17 protein-coding genes are annotated in these 19374 nt (G+C 50.0%); 10 read left to right on the plus strand and 7 right to left on the minus strand.

The window, feature by feature from the left end:
- Positions 1-63: 63 nt before the first annotated feature.
- Together IPN28_03785 and IPN28_03790 are read right to left on the minus strand one after the other, a co-directional pair.
- A complete protein-coding gene (locus tag IPN28_03785) occupies positions 64-1671 on the minus strand; it encodes an antiporter (GenBank protein QQS57948.1) in 1608 nt (535 codons plus the stop codon).
- Positions 1672-1683: 12 nt separating this feature from the next.
- Positions 1684-2976, minus strand: a complete 1293-nt coding sequence (locus tag IPN28_03790; protein QQS57949.1) for a NarK/NasA family nitrate transporter — start codon at positions 2974-2976, stop codon at positions 1684-1686.
- A 154-nt stretch (positions 2977-3130) separates the two neighbouring features.
- Between IPN28_03790 and IPN28_03795 the strand changes: the two genes are divergently transcribed.
- Positions 3131-3877 (plus strand): Crp/Fnr family transcriptional regulator, encoded by a 747-nt coding sequence (locus IPN28_03795; GenBank protein ID QQS57950.1) that lies wholly within the window; start codon positions 3131-3133, stop codon positions 3875-3877.
- Here IPN28_03795 and IPN28_03800 read toward each other — a convergent pair.
- Positions 3874-5094, minus strand: a complete 1221-nt coding sequence (locus tag IPN28_03800; protein ID QQS57951.1) for a molybdopterin molybdotransferase MoeA — start codon at positions 5092-5094, stop codon at positions 3874-3876. The two genes, IPN28_03795 and IPN28_03800, sit on opposite strands and share 4 nt — an antisense overlap.
- Before the next feature lie 290 nt (positions 5095-5384).
- On the opposite strand from IPN28_03800, the gene IPN28_03805 reads away from it, so the two are divergent.
- From IPN28_03805 to IPN28_03815, 3 genes are read left to right on the plus strand one after another with little or no spacing between them, the layout of a single operon-like run.
- Positions 5385-5924, plus strand: a complete 540-nt coding sequence (locus tag IPN28_03805; protein QQS58527.1) for an SCP2 sterol-binding domain-containing protein — start codon at positions 5385-5387, stop codon at positions 5922-5924.
- Complete coding sequence (locus IPN28_03810) at positions 5908-6915, plus strand: U32 family peptidase (GenBank protein QQS57952.1); 1008 nt, start codon at positions 5908-5910, stop codon at positions 6913-6915. The genes IPN28_03805 and IPN28_03810 overlap by 17 nt, the downstream gene beginning before the upstream one ends.
- A 6-nt stretch (positions 6916-6921) precedes the next feature.
- Complete coding sequence (locus IPN28_03815) at positions 6922-7827, plus strand: U32 family peptidase (protein ID QQS57953.1); 906 nt, start codon at positions 6922-6924, stop codon at positions 7825-7827.
- Positions 7828-8483: 656 nt separating this feature from the next.
- Here the strand turns inward: IPN28_03815 and IPN28_03820 are convergent.
- Genes IPN28_03820 through IPN28_03830 form a run of 3 tightly spaced genes read right to left on the minus strand, consistent with a single transcriptional unit; the run spans position 8484 to position 10922 of the window.
- Positions 8484-9551 carry an FAD-dependent oxidoreductase gene (locus tag IPN28_03820; GenBank protein QQS57954.1) on the minus strand — a complete coding sequence of 356 codons (1068 nt, stop codon included), beginning with the start codon at positions 9549-9551 and terminating at the stop codon, positions 8484-8486.
- Positions 9548-10291, minus strand: coding sequence for a methyltransferase (locus tag IPN28_03825; protein QQS57955.1), 744 nt, complete (start codon positions 10289-10291; stop codon positions 9548-9550). Before IPN28_03825 ends, IPN28_03820 begins: the two co-directional genes overlap by 4 nt.
- The gene (locus IPN28_03830) at positions 10269-10922 is read right to left on the minus strand and encodes a hypothetical protein (GenBank protein ID QQS57956.1); all 654 of its coding nucleotides are present in this window, start codon (positions 10920-10922) and stop codon (positions 10269-10271) included. Before IPN28_03830 ends, IPN28_03825 begins: the two co-directional genes overlap by 23 nt.
- A 243-nt stretch (positions 10923-11165) precedes the next feature.
- On the opposite strand from IPN28_03830, the gene IPN28_03835 reads away from it, so the two are divergent.
- From IPN28_03835 to IPN28_03860, 6 genes are all read left to right on the plus strand, one after another.
- Positions 11166-13175, plus strand: a complete 2010-nt coding sequence (locus IPN28_03835; protein QQS58528.1) for a ribonucleoside triphosphate reductase — start codon at positions 11166-11168, stop codon at positions 13173-13175.
- Between the two features lie 3 nt (positions 13176-13178).
- Positions 13179-13934, plus strand: a complete 756-nt coding sequence (locus IPN28_03840) for an anaerobic ribonucleoside-triphosphate reductase activating protein (GenBank protein ID QQS57957.1) — start codon at positions 13179-13181, stop codon at positions 13932-13934.
- A gap of 79 nt (positions 13935-14013) precedes the next feature.
- Positions 14014-15273, plus strand: a complete 1260-nt coding sequence (locus IPN28_03845) for an alginate export family protein (GenBank protein ID QQS57958.1) — start codon at positions 14014-14016, stop codon at positions 15271-15273.
- Between the two features lie 533 nt (positions 15274-15806).
- Positions 15807-16004 (plus strand): hypothetical protein, encoded by a 198-nt coding sequence (locus IPN28_03850; GenBank protein ID QQS57959.1) that lies wholly within the window; start codon positions 15807-15809, stop codon positions 16002-16004.
- A gap of 173 nt (positions 16005-16177) precedes the next feature.
- On the plus strand, positions 16178-17356 hold the full coding sequence (tuf, locus tag IPN28_03855) for an elongation factor Tu (protein ID QQS57960.1): 1179 nt from the start codon (positions 16178-16180) through the stop codon (positions 17354-17356).
- A gap of 49 nt (positions 17357-17405) precedes the next feature.
- Positions 17406-18239 (plus strand): hypothetical protein, encoded by an 834-nt coding sequence (locus tag IPN28_03860; GenBank protein ID QQS57961.1) that lies wholly within the window; start codon positions 17406-17408, stop codon positions 18237-18239.
- Between the two features lie 18 nt (positions 18240-18257).
- On the opposite strand, the gene IPN28_03865 is transcribed toward IPN28_03860, so the two are convergent.
- Positions 18258-19301: a hypothetical protein gene (locus tag IPN28_03865; GenBank protein QQS57962.1), complete on the minus strand. Its 1044-nt coding sequence runs from the start codon at positions 19299-19301 to the stop codon at positions 18258-18260.
- Between the last annotated feature and the right edge of the window lie 73 nt (positions 19302-19374).

Below are 19374 nucleotides of genomic sequence, written 5' to 3' on the forward strand. Positions count from 1 at the left end.
TGGCCGCATTGTGTCCATATCCGCAAAACCTCCCCTTGATCTGAATCAAGGGGAGAAGAATAGTTACGGATTTTTGTATTTCGCCCCGGGTCTGAGATACGCCGCCCAGTTCAGAATGAGGCAAAGCATATAAAATCCTGCAAAACCATAGAGCGCCAGTTCGGGGGTTCCTTGCTCGATCTGCTCTCCGAAAACGATCGGGATGATGAAGGCGCCGTAAGCGGCCACCGCCGACGTCCAGCCCAGTACCGGGCCAGCCTGCTGCCGGTCAAAGACTACAGCGACGGTGCGGAAAGTCGATCCGTTGCCGATGCCTGCCGCCAGAAACAGGGTCATGAAGGTTAGAAAGAAGGGCATGAAAAAGACTTCCGGTGTCGCGGAAGCATAGGCGGCCTGCATATAGTGCGCCGCGCCGAGAGCGCCTGCGACCATAACGACAGAGCATATCTGTGTGACCAGTGCCCCTCCCATTTTGTCAGACAGCAAGCCGCCGATAGGACGGATCACCGCTCCGATAAACGGCCCGATCCATGCGTAGGTGAGCGCACTGGGGGCATTCGGATTCGCCAGCGTATGCGTCAGGACGCCATCCGGCCCCGCAACGTGCTGAAATCCAAAAATAACCTTGATCGAGAGAGGCAAGGCAGCCGAATAGCCGATGAACGATCCGAACGTCATGGTGTAAATAATCGTCATGATCCAGGTATGCGGATGGCTGAAGATTTTATACTGGGCACGCACACGCTGGCTGAGTCCGGGCAGGATAGCCAGTATTCCAACCGTGGCCGCGATGACAGCGGGAAGCACGATCCATTTGCTGACATCCAGACCGGAGCCGTTTGCGCTTTCAGGGAGGATCAGCCAAAGCCCGACGACGGAAGTGAGCAAACCGACGGCCAGCATAACTGCAATCTTAATAAAGGAAGACAAGGGGTTGCCAATTTGCGGAGAAACGTGTTCGGCCCGCACGTTGCTTAGCATCATCCAGGACAGGATAGTCAGGGGAACAAGGATGGCCGCCCAGATGTAACCGGAGTTGGCGATCCAGGTAGCAGAGCCAGCCGGGATTTTTCCAATCAATGTGCCGGAATCGCTGGTCAGGATCATCGGGTCGCCGCCAAAGAGCCCGAAAGTCATCACAAACGGAATAAGAATTTGCGTAGCCGTAACACCGAAATTACCTAAACCGGCATTGAGCCCGAGGGAAAGCCCCTGCATTCTTTTCGGGAAGAAAAAATTGATGTTCGACATTGAGGAGGCAAAATTGCCGCCTCCGAAACCGCAAAACAGGGCAAGAAGTTGAAAGACCCAGAGCGGCGTGTTGATATCTTGCAGCGCGATACCTGTTCCAACCGCCGGAGCGATCAAAAGCAGGGTGGTAAAGAAGATCGTATTCCGCCCGCCCGCGAGCCGGATGAAAAAGGATGAAGGAATACGTAAAGTCGCACCAGAAAGTCCGGCGATGGAGTTCAAGGTGAACAGGTCGGTCTTGCTGAACGGAAAGCCCAGATTAAGCATCTGCACGGTGATGACGCTCCAGTAAATCCAGACGGCGAAGCCGCAAAGTAGACACGGAATGGAAATCCATAACGTTCTCCACGCGATGCTTTTCCCTTCCGCTTCCCAGAACGCCTCGTTCTCGGGATCCCATATCTGAAGATCTTTAGCCATGACCGTCTCTCCTTAATGTGTGTTGTTATGGGGGGCATCCCCAAGTTCAGGCAGGTATTTTGACTTCTGGAGGTTGCGCTCCATCAGGATGATTGTTATATGCATCCAAACCAGAGCCACCGCGACAAGGGCGAACATCAGCATGAAACAGCTGGTCCAAATATTCAGGACATCATTCATGAAGCCAAAGCATATGGGCAGAAAAAAGCCACCCAGCCCGCCAATCAGTCCGACGATTCCGGCCACAGAACCGACATCGTTTGGATAATAAACCGGAATATGTTTGTAGATCGCGGCTTTGCCAAGCGACATAAAAAAGCCCAGGACAAAAACAATAGCTGTAAAGGGGATAAACCCCCACCCGAAGCTGAAAGCAATATCGCCCTTGATGCCATGAACGACGTAATCGGTCTGCGGATAGGACAGAAGGAAACAGCAACCGGCACAGACGAAGAATGTCCAGTACATGACCATCCGTGCGCCGTATTTATCGGACAAGTATCCGCCGACGGCCCGAAAAAGAGATCCCGCTACGGAAAACAGGGCAGCCAGAACGCCTGCGGTCTTGATGTCCATACCGTACACACCCACGTAGTAGCGCGGAAGCCACAGAGCCAAGGCGACAAAGCCTCCGAAAACGAAAAAGTAATAGAGGGAAAAGCGCCAGACCTGCAGCTTCTTAAGAGGCTTAAGTGAATCCCACATTGATTTAGGCGCCGTCTTGGAGGCCTTTTGTGCCTGAATTTGGGGCTCGTCTTTGGTCATGATCCAGAACAAAACGGCCATGACCACTAGCGAGACCGCCCAGATCTGCGCCACGGTATGCCAGCCGTACGAAACCATCACAAATGGGGCAAGGAACTTGGTGACGGCGGCCCCGATATTGCCCATACCGTAAACACCTAAAGCTGTTCCCTGATGAGCCTTGTCGTACCACTTTGAAAGGTAAGCAATGCCGACAACGAAACTTCCGCCCGATAAACCCACGCCTAGAGCCGTGAGCAGGAGCATTTCGTAAGTATCGGCATATATCAGGCACCAAGTGAAGAAAGCAGAGGAAAGCATCACGGCCATGAAGATCGGGCGACCGCCATATTGGTCCGCCCAGATTCCTAAAAATAATCTTACAAGCGAGCCGGTAAGAATGGGCGTACCGATGAGCAGGCTGAATTGTGTATCGTTCAGCCCCAAATCTTCCTTGATTTGGACCCCGATAATGGCAAAGATCGTCCAGACGGCGAAACAGATCGTAAAAGCAAGGGTCGTAAGAGAGAGCGCAAAGTTCTGGTCTGTTTTTAAGCTCATAGGTGGCCTCCGACAACATATTAAAATAGCGTCATTTTTTTAGGGAATGGTGCTTCTCTTCCCTCAAATTTGCGCGTAATATTGCACCCGCTAAGGAAGGCGGACTTGATTCAGATCAAGCGCAAGCAAATAGAGAACAGCGAAAAGAAAAGACATGATAACCCTTCCCAAGGATTTACCGGGTGCTAGAAAACCTCAGATTTTCGACGGGTTGCAGGAGGACAGCCTCCAGAAGATTTTATCCCATTCCGTTATTCAGGAGCATGACCCCACTCACCTACTTGTGCAGCAAGGAGACAAGCCTCAAGGCCTGTATCTCGTCCTGGAGGGAACGCTGAAAACCCTTCGGCTCAACGAAGACGGCCACGAAGCAACGATACGTATGCTGGAGCCGGGGGATACCTGTATGGAGGCTGTTCTCTTTATGGGCGGCCCATCGCCGATATCCGTGCAGTCTATGACAAAATCAAAACTGCTGATGATTCCAGAGCGTACAGTAAAAAAGCAGGTTCTTGAGGATTCGCATTTTGCCGTCAACATCCTGAAGATTGTGACCCATCACTACAAAAACGCTATGCACCAGATCGACGCCATGAATATCAAGACCCCCCTTCAGCGAGTCGGCTATTATTTTCTGACAAAGCATCTGGAGGCCGGTCACGACAATTTGGAGTTTTGCCTGCCTTTCAGAAAGCAAACGATCGCCAATTATCTGGGAATGACTCCCGAGACTTTTTCCCGGACGCTCAAGCAGATGAAAGGGTTGGGGATTGAGGTTGAAGACGATAGCATCCGCATGAAGGACGCTTTTGCCCTCTGCCATTTTTGCGATGCCGATACGGCTTCCCTATGCCAAAGACACAACAAGGAAGAGTGCAAGGAGTGCCCTCTTCATCACTAAATAGCCGGATAGACCTCAAACAGTTCGTTCTGTACGATTTCGGAATGATCTTCGGGGATGTGCGCCCAGGCATTCATGGTAAGGAACGGACGGGTTTTAAAGGATTCCTGTCCGTCCAAAATCTCGAAGGAGACCTGCCCGTTTTCTGTATGGTTAAGTACGCATTTGAGGATCAGGTGTAATCCGGGTTTTTTGGACAAATTCGTCATACAATGTGCAAACAGGGGCTTTTCAGGGGGCTGCCTTTGCAGAACACGCAGGGCTTCACGGACAAAAAAACGCAACCCGACCGCCGTCGCCACCGGATTTCCGGGCAATCCGAAATACGGAATTCCTGAGGGAAGATGCGCCAGAAGATTAGGCTTTCCGGGCTTGATTCGAACCTTATGATATAAAATATTTGCGCCGATGGCCTTTAAAGCCTCTTTAACAAAATCGTATGTTCCCGCAGAGACGGCTCCCGAAGAAACGATAAGGTCAAATCCGTGCGCCTGCGCATCCGCCAAGGTTTTTGTAAACATGTTCGGGTCGTCTCTAAGGGCGTGAATCGCGTGAACTTCCGCGCCGAGTGCCTGCAAATAAGATTGAGCAAACGGCCCGTTCGAATTGTAAATCTGACCGGGACCAAGCGCCGTGGCCGGATCGTCGATAACCTCATCCCCGGTGGAAAGAAAAAGGATTTTTGGCTTTTTATAAACCCGTAGAGCAGGCACACCGGCGGTGGCCAGAGGCAGAATATGCAGCTGTGTAAGATATTGTCCCCTCTGAACGAGCGGGGAACCGGATTTAAAGTCCTCTCCGGCGCGCCTGATATGTGCTCCGGCCTTAGGCAGGGATGCGAAGATCACCCTGTCTGCCGTCACTTGCACATCTTCGAAGGGAACAACAGAGTCCGTGTCAAAGGGAATCGGTGCCCCGGTCATAACCTGCCAGCACCCGCGCTCGAAATCTAAACCTTCCACGCTTTGTCCGGCAGCAATAATACCCGACAAAGGCAGCGCAAAAGGCTCAGGAAACCGTGCGGCTTTGAAATCTGCAAGCCGCACGGCAAAACCGTCCATCGCTGTGTTGTGAAAGGGCGGATTATCAACTCTGGCCTGAATATCATCTGCGCAAACACGCCCCACAGCGGAGCCAAGAGAGACAGTTTCAACATCCAGACTGCGGGATTTAATCAAGTCCGAGATCATACGCAGGGCATCACGATAAGAGATCATGAATGCTCTTTACTCAGTCCGTCGCTTTATCGCAAGCCGCTTTTTCCTTGTGGCTTAAAATTATGGACGAAGGTTTAAGAACAGAGAAGGAAGGAAGCGCTTCGAAATCGCATGCGCCACCGAGGTATGACGAGTTTGGATCTCGAAAATCTGGCAGGGAAGAGGAAGAAGACATCTTATAACCTCATTTTTAAAAATAATATAAGCATATCAATGGGATCATAGAAGGCTATTCGGTCGTTTGATCTGGATCAATATATATGGACTTCTCCGACCCTAATCTGTCCTGCATGAAAAACCGGGCAGGCAGACAAATACACAGGAGCGGGCAAGGATCGTCTTTGGCAAGGGGACTCTATTTTTTGTTCGCTCCTCTTCCTTTACCCCTCGTCAATAGAACCTTCGGGCGGATGATGGCGGCGGTAAGCGCAAAGCGGCCCGAATTGTTTGAAAGACTGACCGGACACTATCATAAAAAAATTCTGATCGACCCGACCAACCTTCCTTTTGTCATAGAATTATCTCCCGATCCCTTTAGGCCAAGGCTCAGAGCTCATCGAAGGGGCGCGATCAGAGTGGCGGATGCTCGGATCAGCGGTTCGTTTCTCACGCTTTTAGGTCTCATTGACGGGCGTTTGGACGGCGACGCTCTTTTTTTTAGCAGAGACATAAAGGTGGAGGGTGATACCGAAGCCGTTGTAAGTCTTCGAAACGCCTTGGATGACATTGAGGGAACGATTGCACAGGACGTTGCAAGTTTTTTCGGTCCCCCCGGTCGCGTCGCTCTTAGCCTGACAAGAAGGATAGGTAATCGTGTCAGCAGAGCATAAACCAGAACTTGTCTGTCCCGCCGGTACCCCTGCTTCGTTGAGGATAGCGGTCGATTCGGGGGCGGATGCCGTTTACTGCGGGTTCAGGGACGCAACGAACGCCCGCAATTTTCCCGGTCTGAATTTCACCGTGGAAGAATTGAGGGCAGCCGTGCATTACGCCAGGAAAAAATCGGTCAAAGTTCTACTGGCGATCAACACTTTTCCCCCTGCAGGTAAATTCGGCCTATGGAAAAGCGCCGTCGATCACGCCTTGATGCTGGGTCTGGATGCCCTGATTGTCGCGGATATTGGCGTGGCTCATTACGCGCGTCAGAATTATCCTCATGTAAGGCTTCACCTTTCGGTGCAGGCCGGAGCGCCTTCACCGGAAGCCATCAGGTATTACTGTGAGGAATTTGGCGTCAAACGCGTGGTCCTGCCCCGCATACTGACGATCCCTGAAATCCGTCAGCTCAAAAAAGAGATACCCTGTGAAATCGAATGTTTTATCTTTGGCAATCACGGTCTGATGGCTGAGGGACGTTGCAGCCTTACAAATTACGCAACGGGCCTGTCCACGAATATGGATGGAGTATGCTCCCCCGCGCAATACGTGGCCTATGAAGAGCAAAAGAACGGTGAGATGACGACAAAACTGAACGGTTTTGCGATAGACTGCTTTTCCTGCACTCAAAACCCTGGATATCCGACAATCTGCAAGGGCCGCTACCGCGTGCCGCATAAGACGGAGGGCTACTACGCGTTTGAGGAGCCAATTAGCCTGAACCTTGCCGAGCTTTTGCCCGATCTCATAGCAGCCGGGGTCGATGCCTTCAAGATTGAGGGGCGCCAGCGGTCCAAGGCTTACGTCCAGAAGGTTGTCTCCTCATGGCGCAAAGCGATAGATCGGGTTATGGCGGGAAAGGATATTGATATGCCTGATTTGCTGTCGCTGACAGAAGGTCATAAACAAACCCAGGGCGCGTATCAAAGCAAACGTTGGAGATAACAGAAGATGCAAGGAAAATTGACGCTTGGTCCTGTTCTTTTCCATTGGCCTGCAGAAAAAAAACGCGATTTTTATTTCAAGATCGCTGATGAAGCGCCTGTCGAAACCGTGTATCTGGGGGAAGTGGTCTGCTCAAAACGTTCGCCCTTTTTTGAGCAGTATTATGATGAGGTTGCTGAACGCTTAAATGCTGCGGAGAAAAAGGTTGTCTTTTCAACCCTGGCGGAAATCATGCTCCCCAGGGAGCGAAAAATGACCACAGGCTTATGTGAGTTAACGGATTTTGAAATAGAAGCGAACGATACCACTGCCCTCTATTCTCTCAGGGGCAGGTCGCATCGGGTAGGCCAATACTTTAATGTGTATAATGAGGAAACAATGGGATTTCTCTCCAAGCAAGGAGCCTCACATATCGCTCTCCCTGCGGAATTGCCGAAATCGTCCCTGAAGATACTCGGTCAAAAGGCCGAAAGCCTAAAGATCAATCTGGAGGTGCAGGTTTTTGGGCGCGTTGGTCTGGCGCTGTCCGCAAGGTGCTATCACGCCCGCGCTCATGGACGGATCAAGGATAACTGCCAGTTCATCTGCGAGGAGGATCCAGACGGCCTCCCTTTGCAAACCCTCGCCGGACAAGATTTTCTGGCGGTAAACGGCGTTCAGACGCTTTCCTATTCCAGTCTTAACTTGATCCATGAAATGAAAGAGATGGCGTCTATGGGCATAGGGTGGTTCCGATTATCACCCCAGGACTGCGATATGGTCGAGGTTGCCAAATGCTTTGAAAGCGTTATATCCGGCCGCGTTTCCTCTAAAGAGGGGGAGCAGCAACTCTTGAATATATCGAATAAATTTCCGTTTTCTAACGGATTTTACTACAATAAAGAAGGACATCGTTGGATCGACCGTGTTTAGGATTTTTTTGAGCCTCTTGTTAATGATGGTCTTGCCCTCAAATGCTTTGGCAAGCACATTGTGTTGTGTTCAGGCCGTAAAAAAAACCACCGCGACCGAAAAACCGTGCCATCAGGAGTCGCAGCAACATGAGCATAAGGCTCATAAGTGCGGAGATTGCGCGTTTTGTTTACTAGGCACCTTTATTAAAACCTCTCAAAACAGATTTGGTTCCTTCGTCTTGCGCCCAGACAATCTTGAAACAAAGGTGGACTTTTCAAGCTATCGGCCCAACCCACCCTTTAAGCCTCCCAAAGCAGCCCGATCAGATCGAATAACCTGATTATAAATACATTCTAAAATTTAAAGGAGATCATCAAATGATCAGACTCACTTTAACCTTGGCATCAGTTCTGCTTTTGGCGGCCTGTGCCGGTATTACTGCCCAAACTTCGCAGTCTTCTGCGCCTTCTATGTGTCATGCATCGGGCACGTGCTCGTGTTGTCAAAAAGGCGAGTGCAAACACTGCGATTCCTGCAAGTGTTGTTCAAAACATATGACGGGATCGGCGTCTGAAAAACCGTGCAAGGTTTGTGAGGAAAGCGAGAAAGCTTCCGAAGCAGCCAAAAAGTAATATGCCTTGAAAAGTCGGCGGCCGGTGAGATTCGGCCGCCGATTACTGTCCCTGCATAACCGTGTGATTGCTTAGACCTGCGAACAGTCCCAAGTCGGGGTCGGGCTGTCCTTCTGTGATGTATTTTTCAATGCAGCACGCCAGCACAGGAGCGAGCAGATAACCATGGCGGAACAATCCGTTACATCGCATATATCGGTTTTGGGAATCAATATGAAGACGGGGGAGGTTGTCAGGATAAGCGGCTCTGACCCCCGATTGTAAGTGTAATATTTTAGCCACGGCAAAGCTCGGATGAAGCGTAAAGGCCGCACTCAGCAATTCCATTGCGGATCGTGCGGTAACCAGCCCATCGGCATCGCCCGCACTTTCGATCATGCTCGCGCCGACGGCAAAGATGTGATCGGGTCGGGGAATGATATAGAGTGGATAGCGAGGATGCATCAGTCTGACAGGCCGGGAAAGGTGAAACTCTTTATTTCTGATAATGACGAGTTCTCCTAGAACACCACGCAAATCACGATCCAGATTTTCTACATATCCCCGGCAATCGACGACCCAATGGAAATCGGTTTTCAGCGTGGCAGGATCGGCCTCCGCATGAACGATCTGTCCTCCGTGTTGAATATAACACTCCATAAGCATTTCAAGGGCTTGAGCGGGGATCAAAAAGGCTTCATCGGGAATAAAGATTCCCTTTTGAAAAATTCGATCCAGACAGGGCTCCAATTCTCGAATCTCTGCACCGCCTGTCCAAGACCATCGGTGACCTAAAATTTCAAGATTTTTGGCAAATCTCTCAAGCATATGACTATCAGCCGGATGGGACAGCAGCAGGCTTCCGGTCTTATGAATGAGCTTATGGGCGTTTTCCTCTCCTAGGATTTGGCTCCATAGCGCTATGCCGCGCAGTCCAACCTGAACCAGCCTCATGGGTAGTGTTTCTATTTCACTGTAGGGGGCCAGCATCCCTCCGGCGATGCTGCTGGGGTTGACAGGCGGAAACTCCTGCCTTTCAAAAATGGTGACCCTGTGACCAGCATGGGCTAGAAAGCATCCCGTCTGTAAGCCTGAAATACCGGCTCCGATGATCGCAACCTTGTGGCTCATAAGGGGCGTTCCTGACAGCCGAGGCGTACGAAAAGAATATCCCATGAAAAGCTTGTTATTCCTTTGGAGTCCAATGTTCTGCAGGCCATGCGGATTTCCGCAGGAGACAAGGGGCGAATATCACTTCGTCCACAGGTGGTCCCTGTGTTTTTAAGGGATTTTAAAAAGGAGTAAGCGTCCTGAAAGTTTTCCCGAAAAACCCGCTGGCGATATATCCCGCGGAGAGGAAGATGAAACTCAAGCAGAGCGCAAGGAAAATGAAGTTCATCGAGAACCTTGCGCCATTCCAACAAAGTATTCGGGCCGGGCATATTAAAAAGCAATGTCCCTGTCTCCTTTAGCATGGTTTTAAGATTCATCAGCCCCGATTGTAAGTTTTCAAACCATTGGAACACCATATTGGCAACGATTAAATCGTAGGTTTTTCCGGTCTTTTGCACTTCACCGTCAAGAATTGACCAGGTGACTCGGTCGCATACGACATTACTACGCGCACATTTCAGCATTTCGGGACTGACATCGGTAACGTGAAGATTCTGAGTCTGATAGACATTCACAAGCTGTCGAGTAAAAAGACCACTTCCGCACCCGATCTCCAAAATATCGGATTTCTCCGGCAAGGATGGAAGATCATCGGCGAGGTACGCAGCAACCTGACTTTGGACCCTAGCCCAAGCAGCATAGGTCTTCGCCCCCTTATCGAAGGCCAAACGAACATTATTTTTCCAGTCTGAGGCCATCGATAAAGTCCATGATTTTAGTAGAGCACCAGCGAGGCTCTGACCAAGGAAGGCTATGTCCGCCCAATTCACGGATTTGCAAGGGATAGCCCGACCAGTGCTGCCTCATAATTTTGATAGGTAAAACAGGATCGTCCTTGGCTGTAAGGCTTAGGACAGGAAGACCCAGATTACGGATTTCCTTGGTGGCGTTGTCATGGATCAGCCAGTTCATGCCCTCTTGCAGTCGCTCAAGGTCTAAGAGGGAATTTTCAGGATGAATCCCGCAGCGTCTCCAGAAGACTCCCATCTGTGGGATGGGATCCTTCGTCAAGCGCTGCTTCATGGAAAGAAGAGCTTCCTCTTCAGAAAAGACCCTGAAGTTATAAAACCCGTTGATTGCGATCAAAGCCGACATCTCCATGTGCCGATTCTTGAGTGCCCACAGGGTTCCAAGTGAATGCGTGACATACACTTTCTTGGCTCCTGTACTCAAAGCAGAGCGATCCGAAAGGCCATCAAAGCTCCCCTTGATGAATCCGAGGTCAATAAAGGTCTTAGGAATATCCCAGAAATAGGCCGCCGTCTTATCCCAAAAGTCAGGCCCGTTACCCCATCCATGCACGAAAACAAAATGAAACCCCAAGCTCACCGTCCTTTTTCTGAGGCCTGATTATTACCGACAAAAAACCTGTGAGAATTGATCCAGATCAAACCCGAAAAACAACATATGGCGTATTAATATCGAAATGCATACTAAATCTAGTATGTTTAAAACTTTTCATCACAAAGCCCTAAGCTTTCGCTTCTGCGATGGATCAGAAGGCGGAGAGCTCATGGTCAAATAACTCTTAAGGAGAACCGTATGTCTTCACCCGCTCTGAAACGATCTGCCATGGAAACACCCCAATTATCTTCTGGAAACTGCCTGACAGGGCATCCGGTCCATCCACGGACGGATCAAATCGTTACATTATACGGGGGGCAGCAGGTCGATTGTTCAGAGGCCGTCAGCGAGTACATCTCCGGTTCCGACTGGCGGATCAACGCGAATGCCAACACGGGTTACTCGAATGCCGGAATGATTAACAACGTCGCGGGCAAGGTGATCGCCAATTTCTGGCTGGATGAAATCTACAGTCCTGAAGAAGGAACGGCGCACCGCCACGGCGATATCCACATCCACGATCTCGACTGTTTGACCGGATATTGCGCCGGCTGGTCGCTGCGCGAACTTCTCAACAGCGGGTTTAACGGCGTTGCAGGGCGCGTATCTTCCCGCCCGCCCCGCCACTTCCGCGAAGCCTTGGGGCAGATGAGTAATTTTCTGGGAATCCTGCAGTCCGAATGGGCCGGGGCTCAGGCTTTTTCCAGTTTCGATACGTATCTGGCACCTTATGTCTTTTACGATCAGCTCTCCCTCAAAGAAGTTAAAAAAGCGATCCGGCAATTCGTTTATAACCTCAATGTTCCGGCACGCTGGGGCCAGTCGCCCTTTACCAATATTACGCTGGATATTACCGTCCCCGAAGATCTTCAGAATCAGTGTCCGACCTTCAATAATCTCCACCTGTTTAAGGGCATAGAAAGGGACGATCTTCTCCTAAAGGCGCAAGGCCGGGACATGGGGATTCGGACCCTTGAGGACGTGACGTTCAAGCATTTCACCCCCGAGATGGAAATGATCAACATCGCCTATTATGAGGTCATGACCGAAGGGGACTCAACCGGACAGCCATTTACCTTCCCCATTCCTACGGTCAATATTACGGAGGATTTTGATTGGGACAGCAAGGTAGCCAAGGCGATTTTTGAAAACACGGCCAAGGTCGGATCGTCCTATTTTCAGAACTTTGTCGGCAGTCAGTTTCTTGTCGATCCGGTGACAAAGGAACGCCAACCCAACCCCGAAGCCTACTCTCCCGGTGCGGTTCGTTCGATGTGCTGTCGGCTTCAGCTTGACCTCAGGGAACTACTAAAACGCGGTAACGGTCTGTTCGGTTCCGCCGAGATGACGGGTTCCATCGGAGTAGTCACGCTGAACATGGCGCGTCTGGGCTTCCGCTTCAAGGGCGATCTTGCGGGATTGATGGGGGAGATAGACCGCCTGATGGATATTTCCAAATCCACTCTGGAGAAAAAACGGATTTTCGCGCAGAAAATGTACGACCGTGGTCTCTATCCCTATACGGCGCGTTACCTTCCGTTTTTCCGCAACCATTTCTCGACCATCGGCGTGAACGGGATGAATGAAATGATTCGCAATTACACCGGCGATGCCTTCGACATCACGGATGAGCGCGGCATCAATCTCTGCCTTGAGGTTCTGGATCATATGCGCGCCAAATTGGTAGGTTATCAGGAGGAAACAGGAAATCTCTATAATCTTGAAGCCACCCCGGCGGAGGGAACTACATACCGTTTTGCGAAAGAGGATAAAAAAAGCTACCCTGAGATTATCCAAGCCGGGACAGGAGAGAATATATACTACACAAACTCCTCGCAGATTCCGGTCGATCACACCGACGATCCTTTCGAGGCTCTGGAACTGCAGAACCGTCTGCAATGCAAATACACTGGCGGAACCGTTCTTCATCTGTATATGAATGAAAAACTCTCAAGCGCTGAAGCCTGCAAAAGGTTTGTAAAAAAAGTTATCAGCACCTATCAGATGCCCTACATCACGGTCACGCCTGTCTTTTCAGTTTGCGATACGCACGGATATCTGAACGGGGAGCAGGCAGAATGTCCGCACTGTGAGGCCAAAACCAAAGTTTGGACTCGCGTCATGGGGTATTTCCGGCCTGTAGACAGCTTTAACAAAGGCAAACAGGGCGAACACCGTCAGCGCCGCCATTTCGTCGAGGACTGGGTGGAGACTGGAAACCTGTTTACAGGCGTTTGACAGATGGCGCTCACGCCTCAAAGTTCTAAAACCACCCGAGGACGCCCGGAGGATCATCCGGGCGTCCTTCCGGTCTATTCCGTAACGCCCTTCACCATGCTGGACTTTCCCGAACGGACGGCCTGTATTATCTGGTTTTCGGGATGCAATATGCGCTGCCCTTACTGCCACAATCCGCAAATCGTCAAGGGCCGAGGGCGCGGCGATATCGGTCAGGTCATGGACTTTCTGCAAAGACGGCAAGGTCTTTTAGACGGCGTGGTCCTCTCCGGCGGCGAAGCCTCAGCTTACCCCAGATTACCCTCTTTTATCAGGGATGTGAAAGCGCTGGGCTACGCTGTTAAGCTGGATACGAATGGGTTGCGCCCGGATATTATTGAGGATTTCCTGTCCCAAGGGTTTCTGGATTACATCGCACTCGATTACAAAGCACCGCCGGAGAAGTTCAAAACAGTGACGGGGACCGATAAATATGACCTCTTCTCCCGGACCCTGGAGATATTGTGCTCTCAAAAAGCAGTAGAGTTTGAGGTTCGTACGACTGTTCATACGAGCCTTATAGATGAAAATGATATTACAAAAATTATGGCTGATTTGGAAAAGCGCGGCTATGAGGGATTTTATGTTCTTCAAAACTTTATCAATAGCGATGACCGCCCGACTTTAGGCTTAATGCCTCCTCAAAAGCGAATACTTGACAGGGCGGCCATAAAACAACATCAACCATTTAGACTAACGTTTAGAAATTTCCCTGGGTGACTTGATTCAGATCAAGCGATTTTCTGAAACGCGGCACTAGACTCCGCGCCAGTTGAAGATGCGAAGTGAGGTTAAGTCCATGAACAAGAAGATAATTTTATGCCATTTGTTGGCCGGCGCCAGTTTTCTGGCATTTCCTACGCCCTCTCTGGCTGGAGATACCCCCGAGAGTCTGGTGAGCGAAGGGCAGGTCTTTGGCGAGCTTCGCTACCGCTACGAATATGTCGATCAGGACGGTCCGGCCCCGATCGCGGATGAGGCGAGGGCTTCGACCATTCGGGCAAATTTGGGAGTCAAAACGGGCGAATATAGGAATTTTCAGGCACTGCTGGAGGCTCAAGTTGTAGCCAATGTCGGCGCCGATGATTTTAACGACACGGTCAACCGTCAAACGCAGTTTCCGGTCGTCGCTGACCCTGACAACGAGGACATCAATCAGGCTTGGGTTTCATGGAACGGTATCAAGGGGGCCGTCATAAAAATCGGGAGGCAGGGTATCAATCTCGATAACCAGAGGTTTATTGGCACGGTGGACTGGCGGCAAAACGACCAGACCTTCGATTCTGTAGTCTTCAACTACTCGGGATTGGAAAAGGCAAATTTGACCTATGGTTACATCGCGAACGTGAATAGGGTTTTCGGCGACAAGCATCCTCTGGGCGATCTGGACTCGACCAGTCATATCCTCAATGCCTCTTACGGCGTTGCTGACTGGCTGAAGGCCACAGGTTATGGATACTGGCTAGAGTTTGACCGTCTTCCCGCTCGCTCATCGCAGACATACGGCCTAAGATTGACCGGAAAACAGGCAATCGATGAGAATTGGGCTTTTTCCTATGAGGCTGAGGTGGCCAGACAATCTGACCGCGGGAATAATACGTTGAATTACGATGATTCTTATTACCATATAGCACCGTCCGTCTCCGGGCATGGCCTGACGCTGACGGCGGGGCATGAGGTTCTGGGCGGGGACGGAAGCCACGCCTTCCAGACTCCATTGGCGACACTTCACAAGTTCAACGGCTGGGCGGATAAGTTTCTGGATACGCCGGCAGTCGGCCTCGAAGATGCCTATATCAGCGTTTCCTACAAAGTCTCAGGCGTTCACAAGAACGTCGATGGAACCACTCTGAACGCGGCCTACCATGACTTCGAAGGGGAGGAGAGCGGTGATTTCGGGTCGGAGTTTGATGCTTCCATAACAAGATCATTCGAACTGCCTAAGCCGCTTCCTATGGAAAAGCTGAACCTCATGGTCAAGTATGCGGACTATAACGCCGAAGACACGCCCTACACGGATACGCAGAAAATCTGGTTCCAGGTGGGGGTAAGCTTTTGATTGGGAGCCGTACCTGATAAATAGATCTGTGGAGTTTTAACCATCGTTAATTTGTTTAATAGAACTTGCGGAGAGGTTCTATCAGAAGTTCGCACGAACTCCCAATAAACAGCAGTAAATTCTTGGCAAGAAGACTATGAAGTTCTGCATAGGTGCTTTTGAAATAAAAAAAGGGGGCAGAATTGGGGGCAGAGTGTAAGTTCACATTGAGACTCTCTTCTGAGTATCAAATGCTTAGCTTTTAATTGCGATTCCCATCACCCCAGCCGACCCTCCGCCTCCGTTCATCCTCATGCGTTGACGTTCAAAAAATCCTTATAAAACAAAGGATTCCAAAGCCGCTTGCGTTCGTGCTAATACTTTTTCCTCTGAAAAATATCTGAAAAAACAAGGACCAGACCCTAAAGTTTGCTAACTCAGAGTAAGACTGTTAAAATTCTTTCATTATTAATGGGTTTATAGAAAAGCGCGATAATTTAAGGAATGAACATGCCAGATCCCTCAGAAGGCCTATTCAATCCGAACTGCAGTGGGTGGAATACGATAGGCAGGACCAAACGCTGAGCCTGATCCACGACGAAGGCCAGATTCAGGATCTGGGTATCCGCCTCAACGACGCCATGCGACAAAATATCAGCCAAGGCTGTGAAATTACGCTCGTAAAACTGGAAAACGGCAAACTGCAAGACGAGCAGAGAGTTGTATTGGTAATTAAGAATTATGAAGGTTAGTACCCTTTATCGCAACTGCAGTCGCCGCAAAAAAGGGTCTGAAACGGCGCACACCGAGTCAAAAACCCGTTGACACACGGCCCGTCTTTTTCTAAACCACTGGGATGATTGCAAAACCGCTGACGCGGGTGGATTGAGTTGACTTTAAAATGATGCGAGGAGCATGACAGACCATGGCAAAAGAGAAATTTGAGCGGAACAAGCCGCACTGTAATATTGGGACGATTGGTCACGTGGACCATGGGAAGACGACGCTGACGGCGGCGTTGGCGGGTATTTTCGGCAAGGGCGAGACGGTGGATCAGATTGACAAGGCTCCTGAGGAGAAGGCGCGGGGGATTACGATTTCGACAGCGCACGTGGAGTATGAGACGGCGAACCGTCACTACGCGCACGTGGACTGCCCGGGTCACGCGGACTACATCAAGAACATGATTACAGGTGCTGCCCAGATGGACGGAGCGATTTTGGTGGTGAACGCGGCGGACGGGCCGATGCCGCAGACGCGTGAGCACATTCTGCTGGCCCGCCAGGTGGGCGTACCGGCGCTGGTGGTGTTTTTGAACAAGGTGGATCAGGTGGACGACCCTGAGCTGCTGGAACTGGTGGAGATGGAGGTGCGTGAGCTTCTCTCATCTTACGAGTTTCCGGGCGACGAGATTCCGATCATCAAGGGATCGGCTCTGGCCTGCGTGGAGAAGCGCGATCCCGAGATTGGGGAGAATGCGATCCGTGCGCTGATGAAGGCAGTGGATGAGTATATCCCGCAGCCCAACCGTCCGAAGGACAAGCCGTTTTTGATGCCGGTCGAGGATATTTTCTCGATTTCGGGTCGGGGAACGGTGGCGACGGGCCGGATCGAGCAGGGCGTGGTCAAGGTCGGCGAGGAGATTGAGATTGTGGGCATCCGCGCAACGCAGAAGACGGTGGTCACGGGCGTTGAGATGTTCCGCAAGCTGCTGGATAGCGGAGAGGCCGGGGACAATGTGGGCATCCTGCTGCGGGGCACGAAGCGCGAGGATATTGAGCGCGGTCAGGTGTTGTGTGCGCCGGGGAGCATCAAGCCGCACAAGAAGTTTGTGGCGGAGGTTTATATCCTCTCCAAGGAAGAGGGGGGCCGTCATACGCCGTTCTTCACGAACTACCGCCCGCAGTTTTACTTCCGCACGACGGACGTGACGGGGATGGTGCATCTTCCGGCGGGGACCGAGATGGTGATGCCCGGGGATAACATCAACAACATGGAAGTGGAGTTGATCACCCCGATTGCGATGAACGAGGGTCTGCGCTTTGCGATCCGCGAAGGCGGCCGCACCGTCGGCGCCGGCGTCGTCTCCAAAATCATTGAGTAGGGAAAAAGCCCTTAAAAAATCGAAGAACCCCGCCTGTTTCCGGCGGGGTTTGTTTTTTTATAAAAAAGCACGAATTATTGTTATAATAAGCACTGGTCAGGATAAGTTTTTATATGAGGAAAATATGTTAAATAAATTTGGTTTAACGATGCTCGTATTTTTAGGTATGGCTTTATGGCCGATTCCGAGCTTTGCTCAGGAGGAGTCTGTCCCCTTACAACCAACGCTTCAAGCCCCCCAATATCCTGATGTTTTACCTTACTCGGAATTGGCCTGTAAAAACTATGAGGAAAAAATCAGTTATATTTATAAAGGATCCAGACGTTCTAGCACTATGGGACCATTAAGAGTAATGTATTCAAGATGCCCTTACTATGACCCATTCGGGGAAGAAACTTTAAGGAGTATGCTGAAGCTATCAGAAATGGCGAAGAGCAAGGATCCTTTAGAAGCTATAAACTCCATCAAAGATTATAAAAATTTGGTTCGTAAGCATCTTGCGAATCTGTCTGTTGTCCAGATGGCTATGGAAATAAGCAGGGAGGACTCCAGATACGGTGATCCTGATTTTTTTAGAGAAGTAAAAAAAATGATTACGGAAAGTCTGACTGAAAAAAAAGGTGACGGAACGGAGTTATACAGGCCAGTAAAAATTACAACGATGGGCGAACAAGACTACATAGTATCTAAACAAGACGGAAAAGTTGAAAAAAGCGAAATAATAGAGGCAAACGGCATCTTCTATAATATATATGACTTTGTCGCCTCAGATAAGAAAACACGCTACAGCCTGTTTCTGGATATAACCACACCAATGTCGGCTATTAAAAGCCGAAGCGAGGAGTTGGAAAAAAGCAGAAAGCTGGATCTTAATGTTCAATAGAAAAACTTAGGAAAAAATCTACAAATTTTGGCGGTTTCGTGTCTCAATTTTTATTTTCTGCTGATAAAGAATTTGGATTTTCTCTTGAACACTATAGGCACCTTCAAGCTCATTGCGAATATCCTGTAAAATTTTTTGCAAAGAGACCTCGTTGTGCGTAACGGCGCAATCCTTTCCATGAATTGAACCTCCCTGATCCATACTGTTTTCTGCAGGCAATAAAAAAGATTGAATAGAAGAGACGAGTTCCAAAATGGCCTGTTTATCGCTCTGGCTTAAATCAGGGGGGAGGATATCTCTCTCAAAACGCCTAAAAAGATCAGAACAGTTAAAATCAGTATTTAGTGTACGGGCTGACCGTAACTCAGAAAAAGGGCTCTCATTATTTACATAGGGAGTGTCCAGCCACTGTATATTTGAATCGTCTTCCGTATCCCCGCTGGCAGTTTCGAGAGCATTGAAGTTGCTTGTTTTTTTCTGCTCCTCGTTGTTTGTGATTAAGCCTTCTTCCTGAAGCGGAGCGGTCTCTAATATCTGAGATTTAGAGGATTCCGGTTGAACAGAGGGATCGAGCTCAGAGTGCTGAGATCCGGTTTTAACAATAGAGCGGGGATGACTCTCAGAAACATTTCCCTCAAGGTTGGTCCGCAAGACAGGCGAATTAGAGCTTTCTTCGTATTCTTTTAAAAGGGCCTTCCCCTCATTCTGATCGGAAACTGTACCATCAGAGTTTGACAAATCAGCGCCCAACCTCAGCCTCAGCTCCTTATTCTCCTCTTCCAGCTGCGCTATCCGGCTTTCAAGAAGGCGCAACTCTCTCCCGTCTTTTTGCGATTGTGAAAGTCCAAGAACATCCTGCCCATTTGTACAAACGGAGAGTTTGTTACGCAGCGACTCCTTCTCTTTCTCCAGAAGGCTGAATTTCTCATAAAAGCCGCGAAGCGTCTCCTGATCGACACAACTGGCATCAACTTCATCGTCAACGGCGAACGACCCCGCGCTGTGCCCAAAAAAGCACAACGTGAGTAATAGCCAACAATGAAGCATTACTAGTTTTTTCATAACAGAAATTTGATAGGGACAAGAACATATCCCCGTATTCAGATTAATTAAGATCCAGGGAAACCCCATCCAT

The organism is Alphaproteobacteria bacterium (genome assembly GCA_016699735.1).
Lineage (GTDB): Bacteria > Pseudomonadota > Alphaproteobacteria > Micavibrionales > Micavibrionaceae > JAGNKE01.